The following is a 24,554-nucleotide window of genomic DNA, read 5'->3' as shown; positions in this document are numbered from 1 at the left end:
CGACATCTCCCCCTCAAGGGGGGAGATTAGCTAATCGCCCTCAGCTTCGCCTTCACCTCGAGGAAATCCCGCCATGCCAGCTTCTTGTGCGCCGGCGTCCTGAGCAGATAGGCCGGATGCAGCGTCGGCATCGCCGGAATGGCGACGCCCGACGCCGTCGTATGCACCCGCCAGTTGCCGCGCAGCCTGAGTATCCCCTCGGTGGTGTTGAGCAGCGTCTTGGCGGAGGGGCCGCCGAGATTGACCAGCACCTTCGGATTGACCAGCTCGATCTGCCTTTCGATGAACGGGCGGCAGATCTCGGTCTCGTGCGGCGTCGGCGTGCGGTTACCCGGCGGGCGCCAGGGGATGACGTTGGCGATATAGGCCGATGTCCGGTCGAGGCCGATCGCGGCCAGCATGCGATCGAGCAGCCGGCCGGAGCGGCCGACGAAGGGCAGGCCTTCCAAATCCTCGTCGCGGCCAGGCGCCTCGCCGACCAGCATCAGATCGGCATTCGGGTTGCCGTCGGCGAAGACCAGGTTCTTGGCGGTGAATTTGAGATTGCAGCCGTCGAAGGCCGCCATATGCCGGTGCAACTCGTCGAGCGTCGAGGCGCTGGTCGCCAGTTGCCGCGCGAGCAGAACCTGCCCCTCGTCAGGCACCGCGGCGGCGGCCATTGGACGCGCAGGCGCATCCGGTATTCCACTTGCATCCAGCCCGGGCGAAGACGGCTGCCGCTCCGCTGTCCTGTTGGCGTCGGGCCCGGATGACTGTCTTTCTTGAAGCCTGCTTTCCCGAACGGGCGCGGCCGGCGCCGGCGGGCGCTCGGCTTGCTTGGGCCTGACCTCGGCGAACCGGTTGATGGGCGCGTCTTCCAGCGCCTCGTCGACGCCCGCGCTGGCATAGAAGGCGAGCAGCTCGGCGATATCGATCGGGGTGTTGGGGGAGGCGGCAGTCATGGCGTCACCATCGTCCGCGCAGCGCAGATTTGCAAGGTTGGCGACCGTTAATCTCCCCCTCGAGGGGGAGATGTCGCCGAAGGCGACAGAGGGGGTCGGTTCGACCGGACGCGACGCCAAGGGGGGCCCGAGCGGGTTGGCGCTTTACGCGCGAGGACCCCTTCTGGCCTGCCGGCCATCTCCCCCTCAAGGGGGGAGATTACGCGTTCCGACGATTTCGCCAATCTCCAAGGGGCGCACCATTCATCCAGATCACCCCGTCGGAATGCGCGGGTCCTGCACCAGATAAAACGTCCAGCGCGGCGTGTAGTCGGTGATCAGGAACTCGAAGGTCGCCGTCTTCAGCGGATCGACCTTGCCGTTTTTGAACAAGAGCCGGTCGTAGGGTTCGAACTGGCGGTCGAAATCGGCGAAGTTGCTCGAGACGATGTTGTCGGGCGCCTTGTTGCGCTGGTCGAAGGACAGGCCGTCGCCGAACACGCTCGGCTGGTCGAGGATCTCCTGCAGTTCGAACTGGAATTCCACCCAGGGGAGCGCGCTGTTGTTGAGCACGTCGATGCGCATGTACATGACGCCATTGGCGACGTCGCCGGCCCTGCCGAAGGCCTCGATCGGCCGGGTGGCGCGGATGGTCAGCGTCACCGGCGTCGCCGAATTCAGCTCCTCGGTGATGATGAGCGGGTTCTCCTTGGTGCCGACGCCGGAGGCGCCGGTGATGCGGAAGCCGCCAAGCTCGTCGGAAAAGGAGTAGGCGCCGGTCGCCCAGACTTTCTGCGGATCGGCTTGCGCCGGGGCGATCAGGAAGAGGAGCGGAAGAACCGCGCGGCAGAGCACGCCGGGCGTGAAGAGTAAGCGCTTCAATGAAAAGCCGGATGGCTCGGGAGTGCGCATGGGCCCAAGTATTGCCGATAAGCAAGCCGCCAAACAATTAAAAACGTGCCGGACAGGCCTGGCCTTCCCACCGAAGGGCTCTGGCCTATGCTTCGCAGTGGCCTATCCGTGGGCCGTTTCGCATGGAAAACCGCGACTTTTTGTCGAATTCGGCGTTGTCACATCAGCGCCGGTTTCGCGTCGCGAATTGATGCGCTATGCAGCGCGTGAGCCAGCAGAATGCGAGAACATGGCGAGCCAGTGAGGGGCCTATGAGCGAAATCGAACGCGAGAGCATGGAATTCGACGTGGTGATCGTCGGCGCCGGTCCCGCCGGGCTTGCCGCCGCCATCCGTCTGAAGCAGCTCAGCCCCGACCTTTCCGTCGTCGTGCTCGAAAAGGGCGGCGAGGTCGGCGCCCACATCCTGTCCGGCGCCGTCGTCGACCCGATCGGCATCGACCGCCTGCTGCCGGGCTGGCGCGAGGAGGAGAGCCATCCGTTTAAGACCCCGGTGACCGACGATCATTTCCTGGTGCTTGGCCCCGCCGGTTCGTTCCGCCTGCCCAACTTCCTGATGCCGCCGCTGATGAACAATCACGGCAACTACATCGTCTCGCTCGGCAATGTCTGCCGCTGGCTCGCGACCAAGGCCGAGGCGCTCGGGGTCGAGATCTATCCGGGCTTTGCCGCGGCCAGCCTCGTCTACAATGAGGCCGGCGCCGTCACCGGCGTCATCACCGGCGACATGGGCGTCGAGAAGGACGGCACGCATGGCCCGGCCTACGCGCCGGGCATGGCGCTGATGGGCAAATATGTGCTGATCGGCGAGGGCGCGCGCGGCTCTCTCGCCAAGCAGCTCATCGCGAAATACCGGCTTGCCGACGGCCGCGAACCCGGCAAATACGGCATCGGCCTCAAGGAGCTGTGGCAGGTCAAGCCCGAGAACCACAAGCCGGGCCTGGTGCAGCACTCGTTCGGCTGGCCGCTCGACATGAAGACCGGCGGTGGCTCCTTCCTCTATCATCTCGAGGACAATCAGGTGGCTGTCGGTTTCGTCGTCCACCTCAACTACAAGAACCCCTGGCTCTCGCCCTTCGAGGAGTTCCAGCGCTTCAAGACGCATCCGGCGATCAAAGGCACCTTCGAGGGCGCCAAGCGGATCGGCTACGGCGCGCGCGCCATCACCGAGGGCGGCTGGCAGTCGGTGCCGAAGCTCTCCTTCCCGGGCGGCGTGCTGATGGGCTGCGCGGCCGGCTTCGTCAACGTGCCGCGCATCAAGGGCTCGCACAATGCGGTGCTGTCCGGCATGCTGGCGGCAGAGCACGTCGCGGACGCAATTGGCGCCGGGCGCGCCAACGACGAGCTCACCTCTTACGAGGAAGCCTGGCGCGGCAGCGACATCGGCAAGGACCTGAAGAAGGTGCGCAACGTCAAGCCGCTGTGGTCGCGCTTCGGCACTATCATCGGCGTCGGCATCGGTGGGCTGGACATGTGGCTGAACACGCTGTTCGGCTTCTCGCCCTTCGGCACGCTGAAGCACGGCAAGGCCGACTACGCGACGCTGGAGCCGGCATCCAAGCATCAGAAGATCGCCTATCCCAAGCCGGATGGCGTGCTCACTTTCGACCGGCTCTCCTCGGTGTTTTTGTCCAACACCAACCACGAGGAAAACGAGCCGGTGCACTTGATCGTCGGCGACATGGCGCTGCAGCAGCGCTCCGAGCACGACGTCTTTGCCGGACCCTCGACCCGCTACTGCCCGGCCGGCGTCTATGAATGGGTCGACAAGGACGGCAATGCCGCCGCCGATCCGTCGGCCAAGGACGTGCGCTTCGTCATCAACGCGCAGAACTGCGTCCACTGCAAGACCTGCGACATCAAGGACCCGAACCGGAACATCAACTGGGTGCCGCCACAAGGTGGAGAGGGGCCTGTCTATCAGGGTATGTAGAAGGGGCAACTGCCAGAGGCTTTGCGCTGCCGCTGACATACCTCTTCGGGGGCGCCACCGCCGGCGGCGCCTGCCTGCGAATAGGTTGCGACATCGCAACCTCAAGGCCGTTGAAACCACCGCCTGCTTGTGTTTCCTTTCCCTGAGGATAGGGAGAAACGGCGATGCGCCTGGCGGTTCTGACATGCCTTGTCGCTCTCGGCGCGTTCTGCGCGCCGCAGGCCTCGGCCGGCACCAGGGTGCTGGTCCAGACGCGAACCTATGACATCGCCGGCAATTCCGGCGCGGCACTTATCGAAGCCATGGACAGCAAAGGCCCCAAGCACGGCTTCATGACGCACGCCATCGCCCAGACCGCCTACACGGCCGACTGGGAGCTCGGCGTCATCCCGGACAAGGGCTCGTGCCGGCTCAAGCAGGCAAATGGCACGCTCAATCTCTTCTACACCTTTCCGCGCGTCGCCTCGGCGACGCCGGCGCTGAAGAAGCGATGGACCCGGTTTTTCGCCGGTGTGCGCGCCCACGAGAAAACCCATGGCCGTATCGCCAGGGAAATGATGCGCGCCACCGAGCGGTCGATCACCGGTCTCAAGGTCGCCGACGATCCCTATTGCTACAAGGCTCGCAGCGAGGCGCGCCAGCGTATCCAGGCCGCCTATGCCGAATACGAGGCCAAGCAGAATGCCTTCGATGCCCGGGAGCACCGCGACGGCGGCCATGTCGAGCATTTGGTCGCGGCTTTGATGAAGCCTTAGCGGCGCGATGCTGCGAAGGATCGCTACGTCAACCCGGTGTCTTCCCGAGCCGCACGAGAGAAGCCAGCGCCGTCTCATGCTCGTCCTTGGGTCCTCTGTCGTCGGACCGCAGCGAGAACTCGATCAGCACCGGCAGATGATCCGAGCCGGTGTCTTCCAGCCGGGTCGCGGAATGGATCGTCACCCCGCCCTTGCTGAACACCTGGTCGATCGGCAGGCCGGCGAAGCGCCGCAGGAAGTCGGGCAGCTTCCGGTGGATCCAGGTCGGCCCGGCTGACGGCATCACCGTCAGCTTGCCGAGCGAAGCGACGCGCCGCACGGCCGCGCTCCAGGGCACGGCGTTGCAGTCGCCGGCCACGATCGCCGTTTCGCCGAGCGCGGTCAGCGGTTCCGACAACTCGCCGATCTGCCAGTACTGCTCGAGCGGCCAGGGCCAGCTCAAATGGATCGCGGCGACGTCGACTCCGGTTCCGCCGAAATCGATCGTCGCGGTCGCCATCGCACCGCGCGGTTCGCAATGCGGCGCTGTGCCGGCGGCGAAGGGCCGGCGCGAGAGCAGCGCGACGCCGAATACGCCGTTGGGGTAGGGGCAGAGGATGCGGTAGGGATAGGCGCCGGTGATATAGCCAAGCTCGGTCGTCCACATCCCCGACACCTCGTCGAGGGTGATCACATCAGGATTGGTCCGGCCGATCAGCGAAAGCACCTTCTTCGGCGTCGGATTGTCGAAGCGCAAATTCATCTGCAGCAGGCTGTAGACGATCCGGTCGGCGGGTCTGGCGATCGCCTGTTGCGGCCACAGCTTGGGCAAGGCGCTAGCCGTCGTGGCGAAGCTGGCGATGGCGAAGAGCAGCACCGCTGTCGCCTGCAGCCGATAGGAGCTGGCCAGCAGCGCCAGCGCCAGCAGCGCCGTAAGCACGCTCAGGTGAATGCGGAAATGCGAGAAGGAATCGAGCGCAGGGTGCAGCGCGCCGAGGAACCCGGCCAGCAGCGCAGCCGACAGTGCCATCATCGCCAGGAATGCCACCCCAGCCGTCATGTTCGAGCGCGCGCCGCCTGTTGTCATCTCGGTCTTGGCCTGCCGAATGCCGCCGGCAATCTGTTTGGAGCGAGATAGTCTCGCTCTGGCCTGCTTATCGGCCAAATTGCGGCCCTTGCAAGACGGCGAATTGCCTCGCCGCGCCGCTGGCTACTGGAAGGCCGTCTCGGAAAAACTTCTCAACTTGCGCGAATGCAGCCGCTCCATCGGCATTTCGGCCAGCTTCTCCATCGCCCTGATGCCGATGGTGAGATGCTGCGCCACCTGCCGCTTGTAGAATTCGGTCGCCATGCCGGGCAGCTTCAGTTCGCCGTGCAGCGGCTTGTCGGAGACGCACAGCAGCGTGCCGTAAGGCACGCGGAAGCGGAAGCCGTTGGCCGCGATCGTCGCCGATTCCATATCGAGCGCGATGGCGCGGGACTGCGACAGGCGCTGCACCGGTCCGCGCTGGTCGCGCAGTTCCCAGTTGCGGTTGTCGATGGTGGCGACGGTGCCGGTGCGCATGATGCGCTTGAGGTCGTAGCCGGACAGGCCCGTGACCTCGGCCACCGCTTCCTGCAGCGCCACCTGGATTTCCGCCAGCGGCGGGATCGGCACCCAGACCGGCAGGTCGTCGTCCAGCACATGGTCCTCGCGCACATAGGCATGCGCCAGCACATAATCGCCCAGCGCCTGCGTGTTGCGCAGGCCAGCGCAGTGGCCGAGCATCACCCAGGCATGCGGCCGAAGCACCGCGATATGATCGGTGATGGTCTTGGCGTTGGAGGGGCCGACGCCGATATTGACCATGGTGATGCCACCATGGCCCGGCTTCTTCAGATGATAGGCCGGCATCTGCGGCAGGCGCGGAGGCGGCGTGCCGTCGCTCGGCGCGCCGGCTCCGGCCTTTGTCACCACATTGCCCGGTTCGACGAATTCACTGTAGCCGCCTCCGCCCTTTTCCATCAGATCCCGGGCACGCGCGACGAACTCGTCGATGTAGAACTGGTAGTTGGTGAACAGCACGAAGTTCTGGAAATGCTGCGGGCTGGTCGCCGTGTAATGCGACATCCGGTGCAGCGAATAGTCGATGCGCTGCGCGGTGAATGGCGCCAGCGGCCTCGGCTCGCCGAACGCCACCTCGAAGGTGCCGTTGGCGATCTGGTCGTCGGTGCCGTCGAGGTCCGGCACGTCGAACAGGTCGCGGATCGGCCGCTTGATGCGCTCGGCCGCCGTGCCGTCGACATAGGTGCCTTCCAGGAAGGCGAAATGCAACGGGATCGGCGTTGTCGATTCCGACACCGTCACCTGCACGCCGTGATTGCGCATGATGAGCCGAAGCTGTTCGACGAGGTAGCTCTCGAAAAGCTGCGGCTGGGTGATGGTGGTGGCAAAATGCCCAGGCGTCGGCATATGGCCGTAGGCTTGGCGCGAGTCGATCTGGGTGAACGAGGTCGTGGTGACGCCGATCTGCGGATAGAAGGCGCGGTAGCGCTTGCTCTCGTCGCCGCCGGCCGCGAGTTCGGCGAAGGAATCGCGCAGGAATTTGGTGTTGCGGTCGTAGAGCCTCTGCAGCGCCGCGACCGCCTTCTTGGCGTCGTCGAAGCTCTGCCTGCCGAAAGGCTCCGGCATGACGACCGATTCGATGGCTTGGGGGTAGATTCGCTTTTCCATGGCCCAATATAGGGATTTGGACGAGCACTTGGGAGGGGGAGGCGGACGCGAAGCTCGCCCTGCGGCGTATTTTTCTTCGACCGTGTCAGCCGCGCTGCAGGCTGACCAGCAGCACGAAGCCGACGCCCGCCTTCTTCGGCGTCGGCGCTTCGATGATCGAGCCGGTGTCGGCGCGCATCATCGGCACCGCCAGCACGGGAGCGGCAAGCAGCATCAGGATGAGCATCGCCCGCGGCAGGAGCCGAAGGGTCTGGAGGGTCGAGGTAGCGATGCGGTTCATGGTGGTGGTTCCGGTTTCGAGTATTGGTCGTTTCAGCGGTCGAAATGGTTCATGCAGTCCAGCCGGCAGGTGTCGGCCATTCCCGACGAGCGGGCCGGACGGCCGGCTTCGGCCACGAGGATGGCGAAGACCATGCCGAACAGGCTCATCAGCAGGCAGACGATGGTGAAGCGGCGGACAAGCATTGGTCTCTCCTTCAATGGCGAGGAGAATGCCCGAATGCCTCTGAACCGGTTCTGAGACCGGTATTCATCTACCGTTCAAAATGATTGATACGGTCGCGATCTGGCTGACGCAGGTCGCCAAAAGTGTGCAGCGGTTTTGGGAAACGACGTGCGGAAAGACAAGAACCTGAAGCTCGTCGCCGGCGACGAGCTTCAGCCGCTGGAAACCGCCGCGTCCGGCAATGCGCTTCGAAAGGGCGCCTGAAAAGAAAACGGGGCCTAAAAAGAAGACGGGGCCGCGCGGCCCCGTTCATCAGGTCATTCAAGCGGCGATCAGAGCTTGTGCCAGGTCTGGCTCTTGCAGATCAGCCCGCCCAGCACGCAGCCGCTCATCTTGAGCGAGGCGCCGGAAATCGTTGCCTTGCCGGAATAGGTCTTGTCGGTTTCCGGGTCGGTTATGGTGCCGGTGTACTTGTTGTCGCCGGCTGCCTTGAAGGAACCGATGGTTTTGCCGGCATATTTGCCGGACTTCAGCGTGATCGAGAACGAGTCGCTGCCGGCGATCGCCGCCGTCGAGCCGGCCTGCGTCTTCCAATTGCCTTCGATCGGGTCGGCCCATGCAGCACCCGCAATCATCAAGGTGGCCGCCAGGGCCAGGCTCACTTTTCGAAACATGTTTATCCTCCCTTCAGAATTCAGGCGGGGCTCGTTCCGCCTCTCTGTCCCTTACGCAAAGGTAAAGCTAATCCAGCCGCCGCCAAAACGAAAGCGGTGCCGCCACGGAAGGTTGCAAGGATTTTTAGCTGCGCTAGTCACTGAAACTGAACGCGAGCGGAAAAGGCTTCGGTTTCCGTGGTTAGCGAAGTCTTGATTGCGGCCCCCGAAATTTTCGTCGAATTTAACGCAAAAAGGCGCAATTGCTGGGTTCCTATGCTTAACAGTTTTCCGCGTTTACCTCTTGTTTTAGCTTTGTTTTCTTCAAATTAAGCAAGCCATTTAACGACGGATTCAAGGCCAGCCGTCATTCTCGAAAGCATCGAAAGAGCGGCCCGCCCCAAGGGACAACTGGGACAGAAGGAGGCAGCTCTCGGGAGCCAGACAGGGGATTGAAATGGCACGTTTTGAAATGCTCGAGGCCGGCTTCGGCGCCATGGGGGCAACTGCCCAGGCCGACATTCTTTTCGAACTGGGCATGATGTATGCGACCGGCCGCGACTGCGAGACCGACGTCGTTGCCGCCCACAAATGGTTCAACATCGCCGCGATCAAGGGTTCGCTCCGCGCCGCCGAACTGCGCTCGGAACTCTCGGCCACGATGTCGAAGGTCGAGATCGCCAAGGCGCTGCGCGAAGCGCGCGAATGGATGACGATGCACTGACCTTGTAGGCCCGAGGTCCGAAAGTCTTCAGGGGACAAGGCCGCAGAAAGACGGCCGGTTGACAAGAGCAAGAACGCGGCAGGCAAGACTTTGCCTAGCTGCGCAGACACAGGGAAGCGAGCGGGTTCAGGCGCGGGGGCGCCGGGAAAGCTCGACTGCAAAAGCCGCGACCGGCCGGGACAAGGCCGGCGCGGCTTTTGCATTTTAGGCGTTCCGCCCGGCCGCGGCTGAGTGCGGCTTGGCCCAAGAAATCCTGGCCGAAATGAACCAAAGCGGTATGTATTGTCCTCTCGACAGTTCCGGCGAAGGGTGGAATTGTCCCGGCTCTCAGGAACAGCGTGGCCGGCACGGCCGCGCGCAAGTGGAGGAGTTCTTATTGCCATGAAAAGATTGGGTATTTTGAGCGCGGCCGCATTGGGCCTGATGATGAGCGCATCGGTTGCTTTCGCCGACGACATCACCATCTCGGTGGTCGGCCCGATGACCGGACAGCTCGCCACGATCGGCGACCAGTTCAAGCAGGGCGCGAAGGCCGCCGCCGACGCCATCAACGCTGCCGGCGGCGTCAACGGCTCCCAGATCAAGCTCGATATCGAGGACGACCAGTGCGACCCGAAGCAGGCGGTTTCGGTGGCCAACCGCATCGTCGCCAACGGCATCAAGTTCGTCGATGGCCATGCCTGCTCGGGCTCGAGCATTCCGGCTTCCGCTGTCTATGCTGAATCCGGCACGCTGATGATGAGCCCTGCCTCGTCCAACCCGGTGCTGACCGACGCCGCGGCCAAGTCTGGCTGGCCGACGATCATGCGCCTCTACACGCGTGACGACGCGCAGGGCGCCTTCATCGGCCCGTGGATCGCCAAGAAATATGCCGGCAAGAACGTCGTCGTCCTGCACGACAAGAGCGCCTACGGTCAGGGCGTTGCCGATGTGGTCAAGGCGACGATGAACGCCGGCGGCCTCAAGGAGGTCGACTACGAAGGCATCAATGCTGGCGAGAAGGACTATTCGGCTTTGGTCACCAAGCTGAAGGAGTTCAAGGCCGATGTCGTCTATTTCGGCGGCTACCATCCCGAGGCCGGCCTCATCCTGCGCCAGGCTGCCGAGCAGAACGTCAAGTTCCAGCTGATCATGCCGGACTCGATCGCCACGCCGGAATTCTGGCAGGTCGCCGGCCCGGCCGGCGAAGGCACCATGTTCGTCTTCCCGTCCGATCCGCAGGCCAAGCCGGAAGCCAAGGACGCCGTGGCCAAGATCAAGGCCGGCGGCTTCACCCCGGAAGGCTTCACGCTGTTCTCCTACGCCGTGATCCAGGCGGTTGCCGAAGGCGTCAAGCGCGCCGGCACCGACGATCCGGCCAAAGTCGCCGAGGCACTGAAGGACGGCAAGCCGATCAGCACCGTCGTCGGCGACGTCATCTTCGACGAGAAGGGCGACCTGAAGAACGCCAGCTACGACATCAACCAGTGGCATGACGGCAAATACGCGCCGATCAAGCCGTAAGCGATCCGTCAGGTAAGTGAAAATGGCCGGTCTCGTCCGGCCATTTTCTTTTTGGCGGCGGTCGGCGCTCTACGACGCCGGCGCCGTCCCGCCATACCCAACTATTTTGTCTCGTTAACGAGACAAACCGAACGGGCGTTTCAGCCTTGCCCTTCTTCCGCGAACCGCACCAGCACCGTGCCGTCGCTCACCTGCGCGCCTTCGGCCGCGATCTCGGCGATCACCCCGTCATGCGGGGCGGCGATGGTGTGTTCCATCTTCATAGCCTCGAGGATCAGGAGCGGCTGGCCTTTGATCACCGTGTCACCCGCTGCCGCGCGCACCAGCTTGACCAGCCCCGGCATCGGCGCGCGCAGGCTGCCTGAGGCGGCCGCGGCCTCGTCCGCCTTGGCCAGCGGATCGGGCACCGCGAAGGTGTAGCCGACCGCGCCTTCGAACACGGTGACGTGGCCCGGCCAGCGGGCGGTGCGCGGCAAATTCCGCAGATCATGCGAATTGATCGCGTCATGCGGCGCCTCCAGCGCCACCTGGAAGCGGCCGTCCGGCCGCGCCGAGACGCGGGCCAGGATGTTCTCCTCGCCGTAGCGCAGGCGGGTGCGTCGTGAAAGCGTATGGAAATGTGTGTAGCCAACAAGCGAGGACCACGGATCGGCGGCGGGACCCGGCGCGCCTGCATCTGTCGCCGCCAGCGCCGCCGCCGCTATCGCTTCATCGCTTGGCGCTGCGACGGCGACGAGAGCGTCCTGATGCCTGCCTATCAGGCCGGTGTCGACATCGCCCGCCACGAAATCGTCGTCCGCGGCGAGCGCCGCAAGGAAGGCGGTGTTGACGATCGAGCCGGCGACTTCGGTCCGGCCAAGCGCATCGCGCAACGCCGCGAGCGCGGCGGTTCTGTGCTCAGCGTGGACCACAAGCTTGGCGATCATCGGATCGTAAAAGGGCGAGATCGCATCGCCGGCCCGCACGCCGGTTTCGATGCGGATGGCGGTGCCCTCGGGCGGCTCGTCGGGGAACTTCAAATGGTGGAGCGTGCCGGTCGCCGGCAGGAAGCCTTTCGATGCGTCCTCCGCATAAAGGCGCGCCTCGATAGCGTGTCCGGCAAGCACGATCTCGTCTTGCGTCTTCGGCAGTTTTTCACCGGAGGCGACACGGAACTGCCACTCCACCAGATCGACGCCGGTGACCATCTCCGTGACGGGATGCTCGACCTGCAGCCGCGTGTTCATCTCCATGAACCAGAAGCGGTCCGCTTTCAGACCATCGGAGGCGTCGACGATGAACTCGATCGTGCCGGCGCCCGAGTAGTTGATTGCCTTGGCGGCCGTCACGGCGGCTTCCGTCATCGCGTCGCGCAACTCGGGCGTCATGCCGGGGGCGGGCGCCTCCTCGATCACCTTCTGGTGGCGGCGCTGCGCCGAGCAGTCGCGCTCGAACAGATGCACCGCGCCGCCAAAATTGTCGCCGAACACCTGGACTTCGATGTGGCGCGGCTTGTCGACATATTTTTCCACCAGCACACGGTCGTCGCCGAAGGCGGCCTTGGCCTCTCGCCGCGCCCCCGACAGCGCCTCGGAGAAATCGTCCGGATGGTCGACACGCCGCATGCCCTTGCCGCCGCCGCCGGCGCGCGCCTTGATCAGAACGGGATAGCCGATCTCTCGCGCCTTGGAGGCGAGCAGCACGATTTCCTGCGCCTCGCCGTGATAGCCCGGCACCACTGGCACGCCGGCCTTTTCCATCAGCCGCTTGGCGGCATCCTTCAGCCCCATGGCGCGGATCGAGGCGGCGGACGGCCCGATGAAGACGAGCCCGGCGGCGGTCACCTGGTCGACGAAGTCGGGGTTCTCCGAAAGGAAGCCGTAGCCCGGATGGATGGCTTGCGCGCCCGTGGCAAGTGCCGCGGCAATGATCTTGTCGCCGCGCAGATAGCTTTCGCCGACGGGTGAGTGGCCGATATGCACCGCCTCGTCGGCCATCTCGACATGCAAGGCGCGGGCATCGGCGTCCGAATAGACGGCGACGGTGCGCACGCCAAGCTTGCGCGCGGTGCGGATGACGCGGCAGGCGATCTCGCCGCGATTGGCGATCAGGATCTTGCCGAACATGGAGCCTCCGCGAGTAGAGCTTGCTTCGCGTTAAGGAGGCGATCCTTCGCGTCCCCCTCTGGCCTGCCGGCCCTCTCCCCCACCAGGGGGGAGATCGGACGTCGCCGCCGGTTTCGCAAACCGCCGACGTTGAAAGGAGAGCGGCAGCGCCGAAGCTGCCGATCTCCCCCCTTGCGGGGGAGATGGCCGGCAGGCCAGAGGGGGGTACTGTCCCGCCGGCCTATCCCGGCAAGCGTTCGTCCAACATGGTAGATCTCTCCCTTACCAAGGGAGTGCTCTACCGAGGTCGTCTTCTTTTTGGTCATCAAGTTCAGCTTTCCCCGATGGCAGCAACGGCTTGCCGGTATAGTTCCGCCGTCGGCTCGTCAAAGCAGCAGAAGGTAACGATCTGCGGTACTGCATTCTGTTGCAGGAAGCCGCTTACAATACCGGCGGCGATCCCGGTCGCCTCGTCCTTCGGAAAGCCGTAAATGCCGGTCGAGATCGCCGGGAAGGCGATCGTTTGGCAGTTATGGTCGCGGGCGATCTCGAGCGAGCGCCGGTAGCAGGAGGCAAGCAGTTCCGCCTCGCCCTTGCCGCCGCCCTGCCAGACCGGCCCGACCGCATGGATGACGTAGCGTGCCGGCAGGCGATAGCCCTTGGTCAGCTTGGCGTCGCCGGTGTTGCAGCCTCCGAGCGTGCGGCATTCGGCGCTCAGTTCAGGGCCTGCCGCGCGGTGGATGGCGCCGTCGACACCGCCGCCGACGAGCAGCGAGGAGTTGGCGGCATTGACGATGGCATCGACCGCGAGCTTGGTGATGTCGCCGGTGTGAACGCGGATCCTGTCGCTGACGCCGCTCATCGTCACATCCTGAACACGCCGAACCTGGTTTCCTCCACCCCGGCATTGAGCGCCGCCGAGAGGCTGAGCGCCAGCACCTCGCGCGTCTTGGCCGGATCGATGATGCCGTCGTCCCAGAGCCGTGCCGACGAATAGAGCGGGTGGCCCTCATGCTCGTATTTCATCAGGATCGGCTTCTTGAATTTCGTTTCCTCCTCGGCGCTCCATTGGCCGCCCTTGCGCTCGATGCCCTCGCGTTTGACCATGGCGAGCACGGTCGCCGCCTGTTCGCCGCCCATCACCGAGATGCGCGCGTTCGGCCACATCCACAGGAAGCGGGGCGAATAGGCGCGGCCGCACATGCCATAGTTGCCGGCGCCGAACGAGCCGCCGATGATCACCGTGAGCTTGGGCACGCGCGCCGTCGCGACCGCCATGACCAGCTTGGCGCCGTCCTTGGCGATGCCGCCGGCCTCGTATTTTCGCCCAACCATGAAGCCGGTGATGTTCTGCAGGAAGATCAGCGGAATGCCGCGCTGGCAGCAGAGTTCGATGAAATGCGTGCCCTTCAGCGCGCTTTCCGAAAAGAGCACGCCATTGTTGCCGAGGATGCCGACCGGCATGCCGTGCATATGGGCAAAGCCGGTGACCAAAGTGGTGCCGTAATTCTGCTTGAACTCGTCGAACTCGGAGCCGTCGACGAGACGGGCGATTACCTCGCGGACGTCATAAGGTTGGCGCAAATCCGTCGGCACGATGCCGTAAAGCTCATGCGGGTCGTGAAGCGGCGGTACAGGTTTCTGCAGGTTGAGGCTTACGGCCTTGTTCCGATTCAAGTTCTTGACGATACGCCGGCAAATGGCCAGCGCGTGCTCGTCGTCCAACGCATAGTGATCGGCGACGCCGGAAAGCCGGGTATGGACATCGGCGCCGCCGAGCTCCTCGGCGCTGACATCCTCGCCGGTGGCAGCTTTCACCAGCGGCGGGCCGCCGAGAAAAATGGTCGCCTGGTTGCGCACCATGATCGTCTCGTCCGACATTGCCGGCACATAGGCGCCGCCCGCCGTGCAGGAACCCATGACGCAGGCGATCTGCGGGATGCCGGCTGCCGACATGTTGGCCTGGTTGTAGAAGATGCGGCCGAAATGCTCGCGGTCGGGAAAGACCTCGTCCTGGTTCGGCAGATTGGCGCCGCCGCTGTCGACCAGGTAGATGCAAGGGAGATTGTTCTGCAGCGCGATCTCCTGCGCGCGCAAATGCTTCTTCACCGTCAGCGGATAGTAGGTGCCGCCCTTCACCGTCGCGTCGTTGACGACGACCATGACCTCGGTCCCTTCGACGCGGCCGATGCCTGTGATGATGCCTGCCGCGGGAATGTCCTCGCCATACATCGACCACGCCGCGAACTGGCCGACCTCGAGGAAGGGCGAGCCGGTGTCGAGCAGTTGCGCCAGCCGCTCGCGCGGCAGGAGCTTACCGCGGCCTTGGTGGCGCTCGCGCGCCTCGTCCGCGCCGCCGCGCTCGATGCCGGCCGCCTTCTCGGCGATGTCGGCGACCAGCGCCCGCATGCGCTCGGCATTGGCGCGGAAGGTGTCGGAGGAGAGGGAGATTTGGGAGGCGAGGGCAGGCATTGACGAACCTCAGATGATATCATATTTTAGTATCACTTTGGGCTCTTGCCCTAACCCTAGAGGAGTCGGCCATCAGGGTACTCGATTTGGGCAGGGCGAAAAGTCATGAAAGCCGCGCACCGGCAGACGCTGGACAGGATTTGCGAACCCGGTCAGCGCCTCGATCAAATGGCGCGATGTCGAGGCGTTGTTGATAGCACTAGGCGCTGAGGTTTCAGAGGGCAGCGGCTCGCGCGTCCGGTTCACAATATCCGGCCAGACGCTGTTCCTCCACCGCCCGCATCCGTCACCCGATACCAAGCGGTGGGCGGTCAGGGAGATCAGAGAGTTTTTGACGAACGTTGGAATAAGGCCATGAAGCTTTACAAGGGATATGCCGGATCGATCGAATTCGACGACGAGGACATGGTATTCCATGGCCGCATCCTTGGCATCCGCGACATCGTTACCTTCGAGGCCGAGACCGCCGAGGAATTGGTGAAATCGTTCCACGACAGCGTCGATGACTACCTTGCCTTTTGCAAAGAGCGTGGCGTCGATCCGCAGAAACCCTATTCCGGCAAGCTCGCTCTCCGCACCACGCCGGAAATCCATGCCTTGCTTGGCAAGGCGGCCGCAAGCGATGGCAAATCGATCAACCAGTGGGTATCTGATACGCTCGCCGAAGCTGCCCGCAAGCGGGTCGATGAAAGCTCGACGAAGGTCACAACCCGAGCGCACTAGTTCCCCTCCGCCATGATCTCTCGGCCGATCAGCCAGCGGCGGATCTCGCTGGTGCCGGCGCCGATCTCGTAGAGCTTGGCGTCGCGCAACAGTCGCCCGGTCGGATAGTCGTTGATGTAGCCGTTGCCGCCGAGGAGCTGGATGGCGTCGAGCGCCATCTGCGTCGCCTTTTCGGCCGCGAACAGCACGCAGCCGGCGGCGTCCTTGCGGGTGGTCTCGCCGCGGTCGCAGGCGGCCGCCACCGCATAGACATAGGCGCGCGCGGCGTTCATCGTCACATACATGTCGGCGAGCTTGCCCTGCACCAACTGGAAGCTGCCGATCGGCTGGCCGAACTGTTTGCGCTCGTGCACATAAGGAACCGCCACGTCGAGGCAGGCCGCCATCAGCCCGATCGGCCCGCCGGAGAGCACAGCGCGCTCATAATCGAGGCCCGACATCAGCACTTCCACACCGCGCCCTTCCTCATGCAGCACGTTTTCGAACGGCACCTCGACATTCTCGAACACGAGCTCCCCGGTGTTGGAGCCGCGCATGCCAAGCTTGTCGAGTTTCTGCGCCACTGAAAAGCCGGCGAAGCTCTTCTCGATGATGAAGGCGGTGATGCCGCGCGAATGGCGCTCCGGATCGGTCTTGGCATAGACCACCAATGTCTCCGCGTCGGGGCCGTTGGTGATCCACATTTTTGAGCCGTTGAGCACATAGCGGTCGTTGCGCTTTTCGGCGCGCAGCCGCAGCGACACCACATCCGAGCCGGCGCCGGACTCCGACATCGCCAGCGCGCCGACCTTATCGCCCGAGCATAGGGCAGGAAGGTACTTCTCCTTCTGCGCAGGCGTGGCCCAGCGGTTGATCTGGTTGACGCAGAGATTGGAATGCGCGCCGTAGGAGAGCCCGACCGAGGCCGACGCGCGCGAAATCTCTTCCATCGCCACGACATGGGCAAGATAGCCCATGCCGCTGCCGCCGAAATCCGGATCGGCGGTGATGCCGAGCAGGCCGAGTGCGCCGAGCTCGCTCCACAGATGCGTCGGGAATTCGTTCGCGCGGTCGATTTCGGCCGCGATCGGCGCGATCCTGTCCTGGGCGAAGCGCCGCACCGTGTCGCGCAGCGCCTCGATATCCGGATCGAGCCCGAAATTCAGTGTGCTCGTGTACATGCCGTTCCTCCCGCGCATGCCCCGATCTTCGTGGGGATCATGCCTGTATCAGAGTGCCACGGCGTCCCCGGCGCGCTCGGAACGACGCGCGGTGCCATGGCTGATTGTCGCGCCGACCAGGCGCATTGTCATCGACAGATATGTCGTGGTGACCTCAGTGATCGACAGCCGCTCGCCCGGCCGGAACCACACGATGACGCCGGTCATCATCTGGATCAGCGCCATGGCGGTGAGCCCGGTGTCGTCGATCTCGAAGACACCGGCTTCCATGCCGTCGCGCAGGATCGCGCGCAACTCCTTCTCATAGGCCGTGCGCATCTTCAGGATCTGCGTCAGCCGCTCATGCGAGAGGCTGCGCAATTCCATGTTGGAGAGATGGGTGGCGTGGCGCCGCTCGATATGGAAGGCGATGTGGTTCTCGACATAGGCGGCGAGCCGCGCCACCGGATCGTTCGTTGCCGGCCGTGCGTTATTCCAAGCCTCCAGCAGGCCTTCCATATGCTCGCGCATCAGCGTGAACAGCAGGTCTTCCTTGGTCGGGAAGTAACGGTAGAGCGCGGCGGCCTGCACCCCGACTTCGGCCGCGAGCTGGCGCATCGACATCGCCTCGTAGCCTAGGCGCGCGATCAGGTTGACCGCCGCCTCGCGGACGGCCGCCTCGGTTTTTTCTCCGTCGGAGCCTGTGGTGCGTGCCATGCTTGCCTCTGACATGCAATAATAAAACGAACGTTCAATTAATTCAAGGCAGCATGGGATAAATTGTTCCTCGCCCCCGCAAAGCGGGGGAGAGGTGGCTCGGGCGAAGCCCGAGACGGAGCGGTGCAGCGTTGGCGGGTTTGCTCTGAAATTCATCAAAGTAGCGCTGTCCCCCTCTCCGTCGCGGCTTCGCCGCGCCACCTCTCCCCCACTACCGTGGGGGCGAGGAAAGGGGCCTAAGCGACAATCGTGAACTCGGCGGGCGCGTCATCCGCGGCTTCCTCGACCTCGACCGCCGAGACCAGCGCGCCCCGCGGCCCTTGCCAAAGGCGGTCGATCATTGCGTCGACCGCGGCATGGGAGCCGGCGATGAGCGCTGTGACCGAGCCGTCGGCCTCGTTGCGCACCCAGCCCGTCACGCCAAGACGCATGGCTTCGCGGTGCGTCCACACCCGATAGCTCACGCCTTGCACCGTGCCGCTTATGCGCGCTCGCACGGCTCTTTTCCGACCCTGCATTGCCCGCTCCAGATCTTTCCCATCAATCTGGAGCAGAACGGATCAAATGCAACGGGCTTCATCGTCAGGTGACCCTGTCAATTAAATAGTTGACCAAGTCAACTGACAGGGAAATTATCGGGACGTCGCAAAGTCTCTGAAAGGAGGTCTGCATGCCGCACGAAGCCCTGGTTGATGAGATCCGCCGCTTCAACCGGTTCTACACCGGGCTGGTTGGGCTGCTCGATGAGACCTTGATGCAGAGCCCTTATACCCTGATCGAAGCCCGCGTGCTGTTCGAGCTTGGCCGCAGGCCCCGGACCGCTGGCGGCCGGGCCGGCTTCCTGGCGCGCATGTTTGATCTCGATCTCGCCCCGGTTGCATCCGAATTGGCCGGCGAACTGGGCCTCGCCCCAGCCTACCTCCTGAGGGTCCTGCGGAAATTCACCGCCATGGGGCTGGCCGAAATGCGCGCCGGCCCGGAGGGTGGGCTGCCCGTTCTTTCGCTGACCTCGCGCGGCGAGGCCGCGCTGGCCGATCTCGAGGCGGCGACGGACCGTGATCTCGCCCGCCTGATCGCCAAGCTCAGCGGCGAGGAAGCCTTGGCGCTTTCGGATGCGCTGAGCTGCGTGAGCCGCTTGCTGGAAACCGCAAGAATGTGAAATTGCCAGCGCCGGGCGCGGCAGACGCTGGTGGCCACGGTTTCCGGCTCTCATGGATGACGCAGCAAACCGCTATTTGCGGCCTGCGCCTCCTGAGTACCGAACACGGCAGAAGCCGGATGCCTGGATCAGTTCCCCCTTGCCGCCGCCAGCGCGCCCGGCAATTCCTCGGCAAAGATGTCGAGCTCATGATCGAGGCCGACGCTGACCCTGATGCAGCGGTCGAGCCGTGGCGCCATCGGCTTGCGGATGAAGACGTCGCGCGACAAAAGGGCCTGCATCACCTTCAGCGCGAAGGCGCCGTCGCGGTCGCAGTCGATAGTGACGAAATTGGTGGCCGAGGGTAGCGGCTTCAGGCCGTTCTCTTCGGCGATGGCCGCGATACGGCGGCGTCCGGCCGCCACGCGCGCCACCACTGAGTTCAGATAGTCCTGGTCGGCCAACGCCTCGAGGCCGGCGATCTGCGCCATGCGGCTGACGCCGTAGTGATTGCGGATCTTCTCGAAGTCGCGGATCACTTCGCGTTCTGCCACCGCGTAGCCGCAGCGAATGCCGGCCAGTCCGTAGGCCTTGGAGAAGGTGCGCATGCGCACGACATTTGGCCGCGCGACATCGATCGGCGGCAGCGCCGAGGCCGGGCCTAACTCGCCATAGGCCTCGTCCAGCACCAGCATGGTGGTTTCCGGCAGCGCCTCTATGAAGCGGATGACCTCCGGCGCCTCCCACCAGCTCCCCATCGGATTGTCCGGATTGGACAGGTAGACCAGCGGCGCCTTTTCCCGGCGAACCGCGGCCAGCAGCCCGTCGAGGTCCTCCCTGTCGTTGGCGTAAGGCACGGTCACCAGCCGGCCGCCGACACCGGCGATGTGGAAGTTGAAGGTGGGATAGGCGCCGAGCGAGGTCACCACCGCGTCGCCCGGCGCGACATACATGCGCGCGACCAGACCGAGCAGCCCGTCTATGCCTTCGCCGACGACCACGTTCTCGACGCCGACATTGTGATGCGCGGCCGCCGCGACCTTGAGGTCGAAATTGTCGGGGTCGCAATACATCCACTGGTCGCGGGCGACGCTCTCCATGCGGGCGATCACGCGCGGCGAGGGGCCGAAGCTGCTCTCATTGGCGCCGATGCGGGCTCGGAAAGGCCGGCCGCGATCGCGCTCCTGCGCTTCCGGACCGACGAACGGAACCGTGGTGGGAAGCGCGCCGATGATCGGCGTAAGGGAAGGGCGCTGGCGCATGGCAAAGGGCTCGGTTGAGAGGAGGCTTCTTGCTAGCGTGAGCGGTGCGTGGGTGCAAGTTGCGCCCGATAAAATGGCCGAGCTTGGTCGACCTTGACGGTCGCAGCTTCCAGCGGTTTGCTGCTTGCGCCGGTCTGGTAGCGTAGTGGCGAGACGCTTGCTGTCGGCCCCCTGACGGTATCGTCCGCCCGACAAATGCCTTCGACACGAACGGCGTGCTTCGACTGGATTCTCCCCGCTGCTTTTGCTAGCGAGGCAGGATGAACAACCGATTGCCGCCCGCTTGGGCCAAGCACCTCAAGACCCAACCCTCGGCGAAGGCGATATCGCCGAAAGCCGCACCGCTGAAAGTCCAGTCGAAGGCCGGTCCACCCCGAAATCAGGCCGACGATATGCTGTTGAGGCAGGCGCTCGAGCTGCAGAAAGCTGAGCAACTGCCGGAGGCCGAGGAACTCTGCCTCAAGGTTCTGGCGCGTACGCCAAACCATCCTTTGGCTTTCTACATCCTGGGAACCCTCGGCATCGGATACGATACCGAGAAGGCCCTGCGGTACTTTGCCCGTGCGGTCGCAGAGGAGCCGCGAAATCCTTATTACCACCTTAGCCTCGGTGAGGCCTATCTGAAGCTTAGCGAATTTACGCCGGCAATCAGGCACATTCAGCAGGCCTTGGCATTGAAGCCGGATCTGGTGGAAGCTCTTTGCGCCTTGGGCGATGCTTATAATTCGTTTGACAAGGGAGAAATGGCGCTGCCGCTTTTTGAGAAGGCGCTCAAGATCGAACGAGATCACCCTCTCGCCCGGATCGGGCTGCCTCGCGCGCTCACAAGCCTCGGACGCATGGACGAAGCCGCACTTCATCTGAAAGAGGCGATAGAACGGCGCATTGCGGTGCCCGCGGCCTATAACGCACTTGTACGCACACGCAAGTACACGGAAGAGCCGACAGAGCTCGCAGCGATTCTAAGGGAGCTTGAGGACCCAAGCCATATGCCGGAGGAAGCGGCAGCGCTCCATCACGCCGCCGGAAAGGTTCTCAACGACCTCCGTCGCTACAAGGACGCGATAGACCACTTCAAGCAAGGGAATCAGGCTAGGGGCCAAATATTCGACATAGGAAGCTATCGTCGCTGGGTCGATGCCATGATCGAAACCTTCACGCCCGAGCTAGTGGCTTCAATGGCCGCTTATGGCAATCCCTCGGAGGCGCCTGTATTCGTCGTCGGCATGCCTCGCTCGGGCACGACGCTGACGGAGCAGATTTGCGCCAGCCATCCAAGTGTTCATGGCGCCGGCGAGCTCAGCAAGCTTGCGCGAACAGCCAATGGACTCGGGCTCAAGGACCGTACCGGCGCAGACCTCGGCAAATCGATCGCCAAAATGACCCCCGATCTGACCAGGACACTGGCAGACGAGCACCTCGCCTATCTGCGTGAGCGAGCACCCGACGCACTCCGAATCGTCGACAAGATGCCCCACAATTTCGAGCTGATCGGCCTTGTCGGCGTTCTGTTTCCCAACGCGCGCATCATTCATTGTCGCCGTGACGCCATCGACAATTGCATCTCCTGTTTCGTCCTGCAATTCAGTGAAGCGCACAGCTACAGCGGCGATCTTCAGACTCTTGGACTCTACTACAGGGAATACGATCGCCTGATGCGGCACTGGAGCAAGGTCCTCCCTGGCCGCATCTTTGAAAACCAGTATGAGACATTGATTGAAAATCAAGAGGAGCAGTCGCACCGCTTGATAGATTATCTCGGGCTGCCCTGGGACGAAGCCTGCTTGCGTTTTTTTGACAGGGCTGGCTCAGTAAACACCTATAGCAATTGGCAGGTGCGCCAGCCGATCTACAAGTCGTCGGTCAAGCGATGGAAGAATTACGAAAGCGAGATCCAGCCCCTGATCGAAGCGTTGGGCGATCTTGCTGAGGTTTGAACGGACAGCGCTTGATGCCGGGCGACATCTTAGGTTGCATCCTATCCCGTCGGCGTAAGCTTTAACGCCGCGTTCCTTCACACCCCCCTCTGCCCTGCCGGGCATCTCCCCCGCAAGGGGGGAGATCGGATGTCGCGCCGGCTTTCGCCAATCTCCAACGTGAAGTTTCGAGCGGGGCGCCGAAGCTGCCAATCTCCCCCCTTGCGGGGGAGATGCCCGGCAGGGCAGAGGGGGGTACTGTCCCGCCGGCATATCCTCCTGGCCGTAGAGCTTCCCGCCGTTTCGGGCGTCGCGCGGATTGCTCTTCCACATCCCAAGCGTGGCAACAGGCGGCCGGCCATGCCATCGGCTGTCCCGAAGTTCAAACGCTTCATACAGACGGGCATGAAAAAACCCGGCGGTTGCCCGCCGGGTTCGATTTCAGTCAGACGCTGCTGATTAGAACGAGCGCTGGAAGCGGAGGAGACCGCCGACGCTGTTCTTCTTGTTGGCAGCGGTCCAGTTGCCGTAATCGGTAGCCTCACCGAAGCGACCGAAGTGATCCCAATCAACTTCGGCCGTGACCGTGAAGCCGGGGACGATGTCATAGGCAACGTTCGCCGCAAGGCCGTAGTTCTTGTCGTCGTCACCCGACACCTGGAGGTTGAACGAGGTCTTCTCGTTGAACTTGTAGGTGCCGCCGGCCCACCAAGCCCAGTTGCCGCCCCACTGCTTGTAGAAGCCGCGACCGCCACCAGGGATTGCCCAGGTAGGATCGGTGAGATTGTCGTCGGTGCCATAGCCGAACATGCCGAACAGCGAGATCGCGTCGTTGACAGTGACGTCCAAACGGACTTTGGTGGCCACTTCCTCGTAGTTGGCGTCATAGGCGACGACGCCGGTGATGGCGCCCCAACCCTGGGTCCACTTCACGCCGCCGACGACATGCGGAACGTAGCTGTCGATGGTGCCCTTCTGGCCCGAACCTTCTTCGAGCGAGACCACGGCCGAGAAGCCGTTGCCGGCGTCGAAGTAGTACTGCACGACGTTGGTGTCGAAGTCGCCGTAGGGAACCAGCGTATCCTGGATGACGTTGCCGGCGTAGCCGATGAACGTATCGAAGGCCGATTCGTCCTTACCGACGCGGAGGCCACCGAGCTGGATCCAGGCGAAGTTCAGCGAAACGCCCTTAAAGCCGGCACCGGCGTGAGTATAGTTAGTGGTGGCGTAGGCGTTGCGGTTACCGAAGTTGAAGCGGGTCTCGGTGTAGGTCTTCAACGTGCCGAGCTCGGTCTCCTGGCCGGTCCAGGTCTTCAGCGTGAAGCGGGCCTGCTTGTACCAGGTGGCCTGGTCGTCGCCGTCCTCATGGTCGAAGGCCCTTGCGCCGTCGAACGAGCCGACGTCGCCAACGCCGATGTCATAACGGACATAGCCGCCGATGCGCAGGCAGGTCTCGGTGCCGGGGATGTAGAAGTAGCCCGAGCCGTACACGTCGCAGATCTTGACGTATTCAGCCGGTTCCGGCTCGGCGACGGTCACCGCGTCGGCGGCGCGGGCGCCCGAAACTGCGATCAGGGCCGCAGCTGAGCCGAGAAGAAGGCTCTTGATGTTCATTTTCTGACCTCCAGTCAAAAGTTAAAAAACGGGTCTGGGTATTTTTTGCTGAAGGACAGCGTTCCCTGCCCCATCCCCACTTACCGAAAAAGATGCGCACCGCGCCGCTCCTTCGAACCAGACCTTTACCCAGGCGGCGGCGGCGTTCAACCACGATCGTGTCGGCGGAAGCCCTGTCCGGGCGCTAATCCCCGGACGTTGTTGCACAAATGACACGATTTGGCCTCACTCCGAAAGTTCTCATTAACCATTAAGGGTCGCGCGGCCCGTGAATCCGGCCGAATCCGGCGATGGCTGGACACAAATGCGGCGCAGTGGCGAGTCGTCGCCCCCAGTTGTCGCCGCAGAATCGCCTCATGCGGAGCCAGGTCGGGTTGGTCTGCTGTTTTTTCAGCGATTCCGGCGCCAGCTTGTTGATTGTGCCGGCGCTTTTCTTTATCCAGCGGCGCGACGGAGAGGTGGCCGAGTGGTCGAAGGCGCTCCCCTGCTAAGGGAGTAGAGGTCAAAAGCTTCTCGTGGGTTCGAATCCCATCCTCTCCGCCATCCTGCTTCGCGCTGCGCGCCTCGCAGGACAAGCCCAACCCGTTCGAGCGAAGCAGGATGGCGGAGAGGATGCCCTCCGAAGCCTTGGCGAAGGAGGGCCGGTTCGTGTGGTACGTCTATCTGCTTGAGAGCGAGGCTTTGGAAGGCGAGCGCTATATCGGCATAACGTCGGATCTGAAGCGGCGGATCGCCGATCATAACGCCGGAAAATCCAGCCACACTTCCAAATTTCTCCCGTGGCGAATCGTGACCTACGTGGCCTTTTCAAGCCGAGCAAAGGCGACTTCATTCGAGCGCTATCTCAAATCGGGATCCGGGCATGCGTTCGCCAGCAAACGCCTTTGGTAGGACCCACCAGAGCAGGAAATGTAGCAATAACAAAGCGCTGACAGCGATGGCAGTCGAATGAAC

The 24,554-nt window shown here is 63.5% G+C and carries 24 protein-coding genes and 1 tRNA gene; 10 read left to right on the top strand and 15 right to left on the bottom strand.

Annotated elements, in window-relative coordinates:
* Positions 1 to 26 precede the first annotated feature (26 nt).
* Entirely contained in the window at positions 27 to 941 is a 915-nt protein-coding gene (locus EJ070_RS32330; RefSeq protein WP_126094970.1) for a uracil-DNA glycosylase, read from the bottom strand.
* A gap of 252 nt (positions 942 to 1,193) precedes the next feature.
* Entirely contained in the window at positions 1,194 to 1,832 is a 639-nt protein-coding gene (locus tag EJ070_RS32325) for a hypothetical protein (RefSeq protein WP_126094969.1), read from the bottom strand.
* 251 nt (positions 1,833 to 2,083) lie between these two features.
* Here EJ070_RS32325 and EJ070_RS32320 point away from each other — a divergent pair, with 251 nt between their 5' ends.
* Together EJ070_RS32320 and EJ070_RS32315 are read left to right on the top strand one after the other, a co-directional pair.
* Positions 2,084 to 3,763 (top strand): electron transfer flavoprotein-ubiquinone oxidoreductase, encoded by a 1,680-nt coding sequence (locus EJ070_RS32320; RefSeq protein WP_126094968.1) that lies wholly within the window; start codon positions 2,084 to 2,086, stop codon positions 3,761 to 3,763.
* A 164-nt stretch (positions 3,764 to 3,927) separates the two neighbouring features.
* Entirely contained in the window at positions 3,928 to 4,518 is a 591-nt protein-coding gene (locus tag EJ070_RS32315) for a DUF922 domain-containing protein (RefSeq protein WP_126094967.1), read from the top strand.
* 28 nt (positions 4,519 to 4,546) lie between these two features.
* Here EJ070_RS32315 and EJ070_RS32310 read toward each other — a convergent pair whose 3' ends face one another.
* The 5 genes from EJ070_RS32310 to EJ070_RS32295 form a co-directional block, all read right to left on the bottom strand.
* Complete coding sequence (locus tag EJ070_RS32310) at positions 4,547 to 5,557, bottom strand: endonuclease/exonuclease/phosphatase family protein (protein WP_126095996.1); 1,011 nt, start codon at positions 5,555 to 5,557, stop codon at positions 4,547 to 4,549.
* A 150-nt stretch (positions 5,558 to 5,707) separates the two neighbouring features.
* Entirely contained in the window at positions 5,708 to 7,168 is a 1,461-nt protein-coding gene (locus EJ070_RS32305) for an AMP nucleosidase (RefSeq protein WP_245464746.1), read from the bottom strand.
* A 127-nt stretch (positions 7,169 to 7,295) separates the two neighbouring features.
* Positions 7,296 to 7,490, bottom strand: a complete 195-nt coding sequence (locus tag EJ070_RS32300) for a hypothetical protein (protein ID WP_126094965.1) — start codon at positions 7,488 to 7,490, stop codon at positions 7,296 to 7,298.
* A gap of 32 nt (positions 7,491 to 7,522) precedes the next feature.
* A complete protein-coding gene (locus tag EJ070_RS36540; protein ID WP_189350201.1) occupies positions 7,523 to 7,675 on the bottom strand; it encodes a hypothetical protein in 153 nt (50 codons plus the stop codon).
* A gap of 312 nt (positions 7,676 to 7,987) precedes the next feature.
* Positions 7,988 to 8,329, bottom strand: coding sequence for a DUF2147 domain-containing protein (locus EJ070_RS32295; RefSeq protein WP_126094964.1), 342 nt, complete (start codon positions 8,327 to 8,329; stop codon positions 7,988 to 7,990).
* A gap of 436 nt (positions 8,330 to 8,765) precedes the next feature.
* Between EJ070_RS32295 and EJ070_RS32290 the strand changes: the two genes are divergently transcribed.
* Both EJ070_RS32290 and EJ070_RS32285 read left to right on the top strand, forming a co-directional pair.
* Complete coding sequence (locus tag EJ070_RS32290; RefSeq protein ID WP_126094963.1) at positions 8,766 to 9,032, top strand: sel1 repeat family protein; 267 nt, start codon at positions 8,766 to 8,768, stop codon at positions 9,030 to 9,032.
* Positions 9,033 to 9,413: 381 nt separating this feature from the next.
* Positions 9,414 to 10,535 (top strand): ABC transporter substrate-binding protein, encoded by a 1,122-nt coding sequence (locus EJ070_RS32285; RefSeq protein ID WP_126094962.1) that lies wholly within the window; start codon positions 9,414 to 9,416, stop codon positions 10,533 to 10,535.
* A 140-nt stretch (positions 10,536 to 10,675) separates the two neighbouring features.
* Here the strand turns inward: EJ070_RS32285 and EJ070_RS32280 are convergent, their stop codons facing one another.
* The 3 genes from EJ070_RS32280 to EJ070_RS32265 form a co-directional block, all read right to left on the bottom strand.
* Positions 10,676 to 12,640 (bottom strand): acetyl/propionyl/methylcrotonyl-CoA carboxylase subunit alpha, encoded by a 1,965-nt coding sequence (locus tag EJ070_RS32280; RefSeq protein ID WP_126094961.1) that lies wholly within the window; start codon positions 12,638 to 12,640, stop codon positions 10,676 to 10,678.
* Positions 12,641 to 12,950: 310 nt separating this feature from the next.
* A complete protein-coding gene (locus tag EJ070_RS32270; RefSeq protein WP_126094960.1) occupies positions 12,951 to 13,481 on the bottom strand; it encodes an O-acetyl-ADP-ribose deacetylase in 531 nt (176 codons plus the stop codon).
* Positions 13,482 to 13,483: 2 nt separating this feature from the next.
* Positions 13,484 to 15,091 (bottom strand): carboxyl transferase domain-containing protein, encoded by a 1,608-nt coding sequence (locus EJ070_RS32265; RefSeq protein ID WP_126094959.1) that lies wholly within the window; start codon positions 15,089 to 15,091, stop codon positions 13,484 to 13,486.
* A gap of 187 nt (positions 15,092 to 15,278) precedes the next feature.
* On the opposite strand from EJ070_RS32265, the gene EJ070_RS32260 reads away from it, so the two are divergent.
* On the top strand, positions 15,279 to 15,449 hold the full coding sequence (locus EJ070_RS32260) for a type II toxin-antitoxin system HicA family toxin (protein WP_348639569.1): 171 nt from the start codon (positions 15,279 to 15,281) through the stop codon (positions 15,447 to 15,449).
* A complete protein-coding gene (locus EJ070_RS32255) occupies positions 15,395 to 15,814 on the top strand; it encodes a type II toxin-antitoxin system HicB family antitoxin (RefSeq protein ID WP_348628892.1) in 420 nt (139 codons plus the stop codon). The genes EJ070_RS32260 and EJ070_RS32255 overlap by 55 nt, the downstream gene beginning before the upstream one ends.
* On the opposite strand, the gene EJ070_RS32250 is transcribed toward EJ070_RS32255, so the two are convergent.
* The 3 genes from EJ070_RS32250 to EJ070_RS32240 form a co-directional block, all read right to left on the bottom strand.
* Complete coding sequence (locus EJ070_RS32250) at positions 15,811 to 16,974, bottom strand: isovaleryl-CoA dehydrogenase (protein ID WP_126094957.1); 1,164 nt, start codon at positions 16,972 to 16,974, stop codon at positions 15,811 to 15,813. The genes EJ070_RS32255 and EJ070_RS32250 overlap by 4 nt on opposite strands.
* A 48-nt stretch (positions 16,975 to 17,022) precedes the next feature.
* Positions 17,023 to 17,670 (bottom strand): TetR/AcrR family transcriptional regulator, encoded by a 648-nt coding sequence (locus EJ070_RS32245; RefSeq protein ID WP_126094956.1) that lies wholly within the window; start codon positions 17,668 to 17,670, stop codon positions 17,023 to 17,025.
* A gap of 236 nt (positions 17,671 to 17,906) precedes the next feature.
* On the bottom strand, positions 17,907 to 18,188 hold the full coding sequence (locus tag EJ070_RS32240) for an acylphosphatase (protein ID WP_126094955.1): 282 nt from the start codon (positions 18,186 to 18,188) through the stop codon (positions 17,907 to 17,909).
* A 152-nt stretch (positions 18,189 to 18,340) separates the two neighbouring features.
* Here EJ070_RS32240 and EJ070_RS32235 point away from each other — a divergent pair, with 152 nt between their 5' ends.
* Entirely contained in the window at positions 18,341 to 18,829 is a 489-nt protein-coding gene (locus EJ070_RS32235; protein WP_126094954.1) for a MarR family transcriptional regulator, read from the top strand.
* Between the two features lie 128 nt (positions 18,830 to 18,957).
* On the opposite strand, the gene EJ070_RS32230 is transcribed toward EJ070_RS32235, so the two are convergent.
* On the bottom strand, positions 18,958 to 20,070 hold the full coding sequence (locus EJ070_RS32230) for a pyridoxal phosphate-dependent aminotransferase (protein WP_126094953.1): 1,113 nt from the start codon (positions 20,068 to 20,070) through the stop codon (positions 18,958 to 18,960).
* A gap of 260 nt (positions 20,071 to 20,330) precedes the next feature.
* On the opposite strand from EJ070_RS32230, the gene EJ070_RS32225 reads away from it, so the two are divergent.
* Positions 20,331 to 22,007: a sulfotransferase gene (locus tag EJ070_RS32225; protein WP_126094952.1), complete on the top strand. Its 1,677-nt coding sequence runs from the start codon at positions 20,331 to 20,333 to the stop codon at positions 22,005 to 22,007.
* A 438-nt stretch (positions 22,008 to 22,445) separates the two neighbouring features.
* Here EJ070_RS32225 and EJ070_RS32220 read toward each other — a convergent pair whose 3' ends face one another.
* Positions 22,446 to 23,600, bottom strand: a complete 1,155-nt coding sequence (locus tag EJ070_RS32220; RefSeq protein ID WP_126094951.1) for a porin — start codon at positions 23,598 to 23,600, stop codon at positions 22,446 to 22,448.
* Positions 23,601 to 24,052: 452 nt separating this feature from the next.
* Here EJ070_RS32220 and EJ070_RS32215 point away from each other — a divergent pair.
* Both EJ070_RS32215 and EJ070_RS32210 read left to right on the top strand, forming a co-directional pair.
* Positions 24,053 to 24,143, top strand: a tRNA-Ser gene (locus EJ070_RS32215).
* 105 nt (positions 24,144 to 24,248) lie between these two features.
* Positions 24,249 to 24,491, top strand: a complete 243-nt coding sequence (locus tag EJ070_RS32210; protein WP_126095995.1) for a GIY-YIG nuclease family protein — start codon at positions 24,249 to 24,251, stop codon at positions 24,489 to 24,491.
* The last annotated feature ends 63 nt before the right edge of the window (positions 24,492 to 24,554 follow it).

Source organism: Mesorhizobium sp. M1E.F.Ca.ET.045.02.1.1, from assembly GCF_003952485.1.
Lineage (GTDB): Bacteria > Pseudomonadota > Alphaproteobacteria > Rhizobiales > Rhizobiaceae > Mesorhizobium.
Note: the sequence above shows the minus strand (reverse complement) of the source record. Positions and strands in the feature narration are given on the sequence as shown.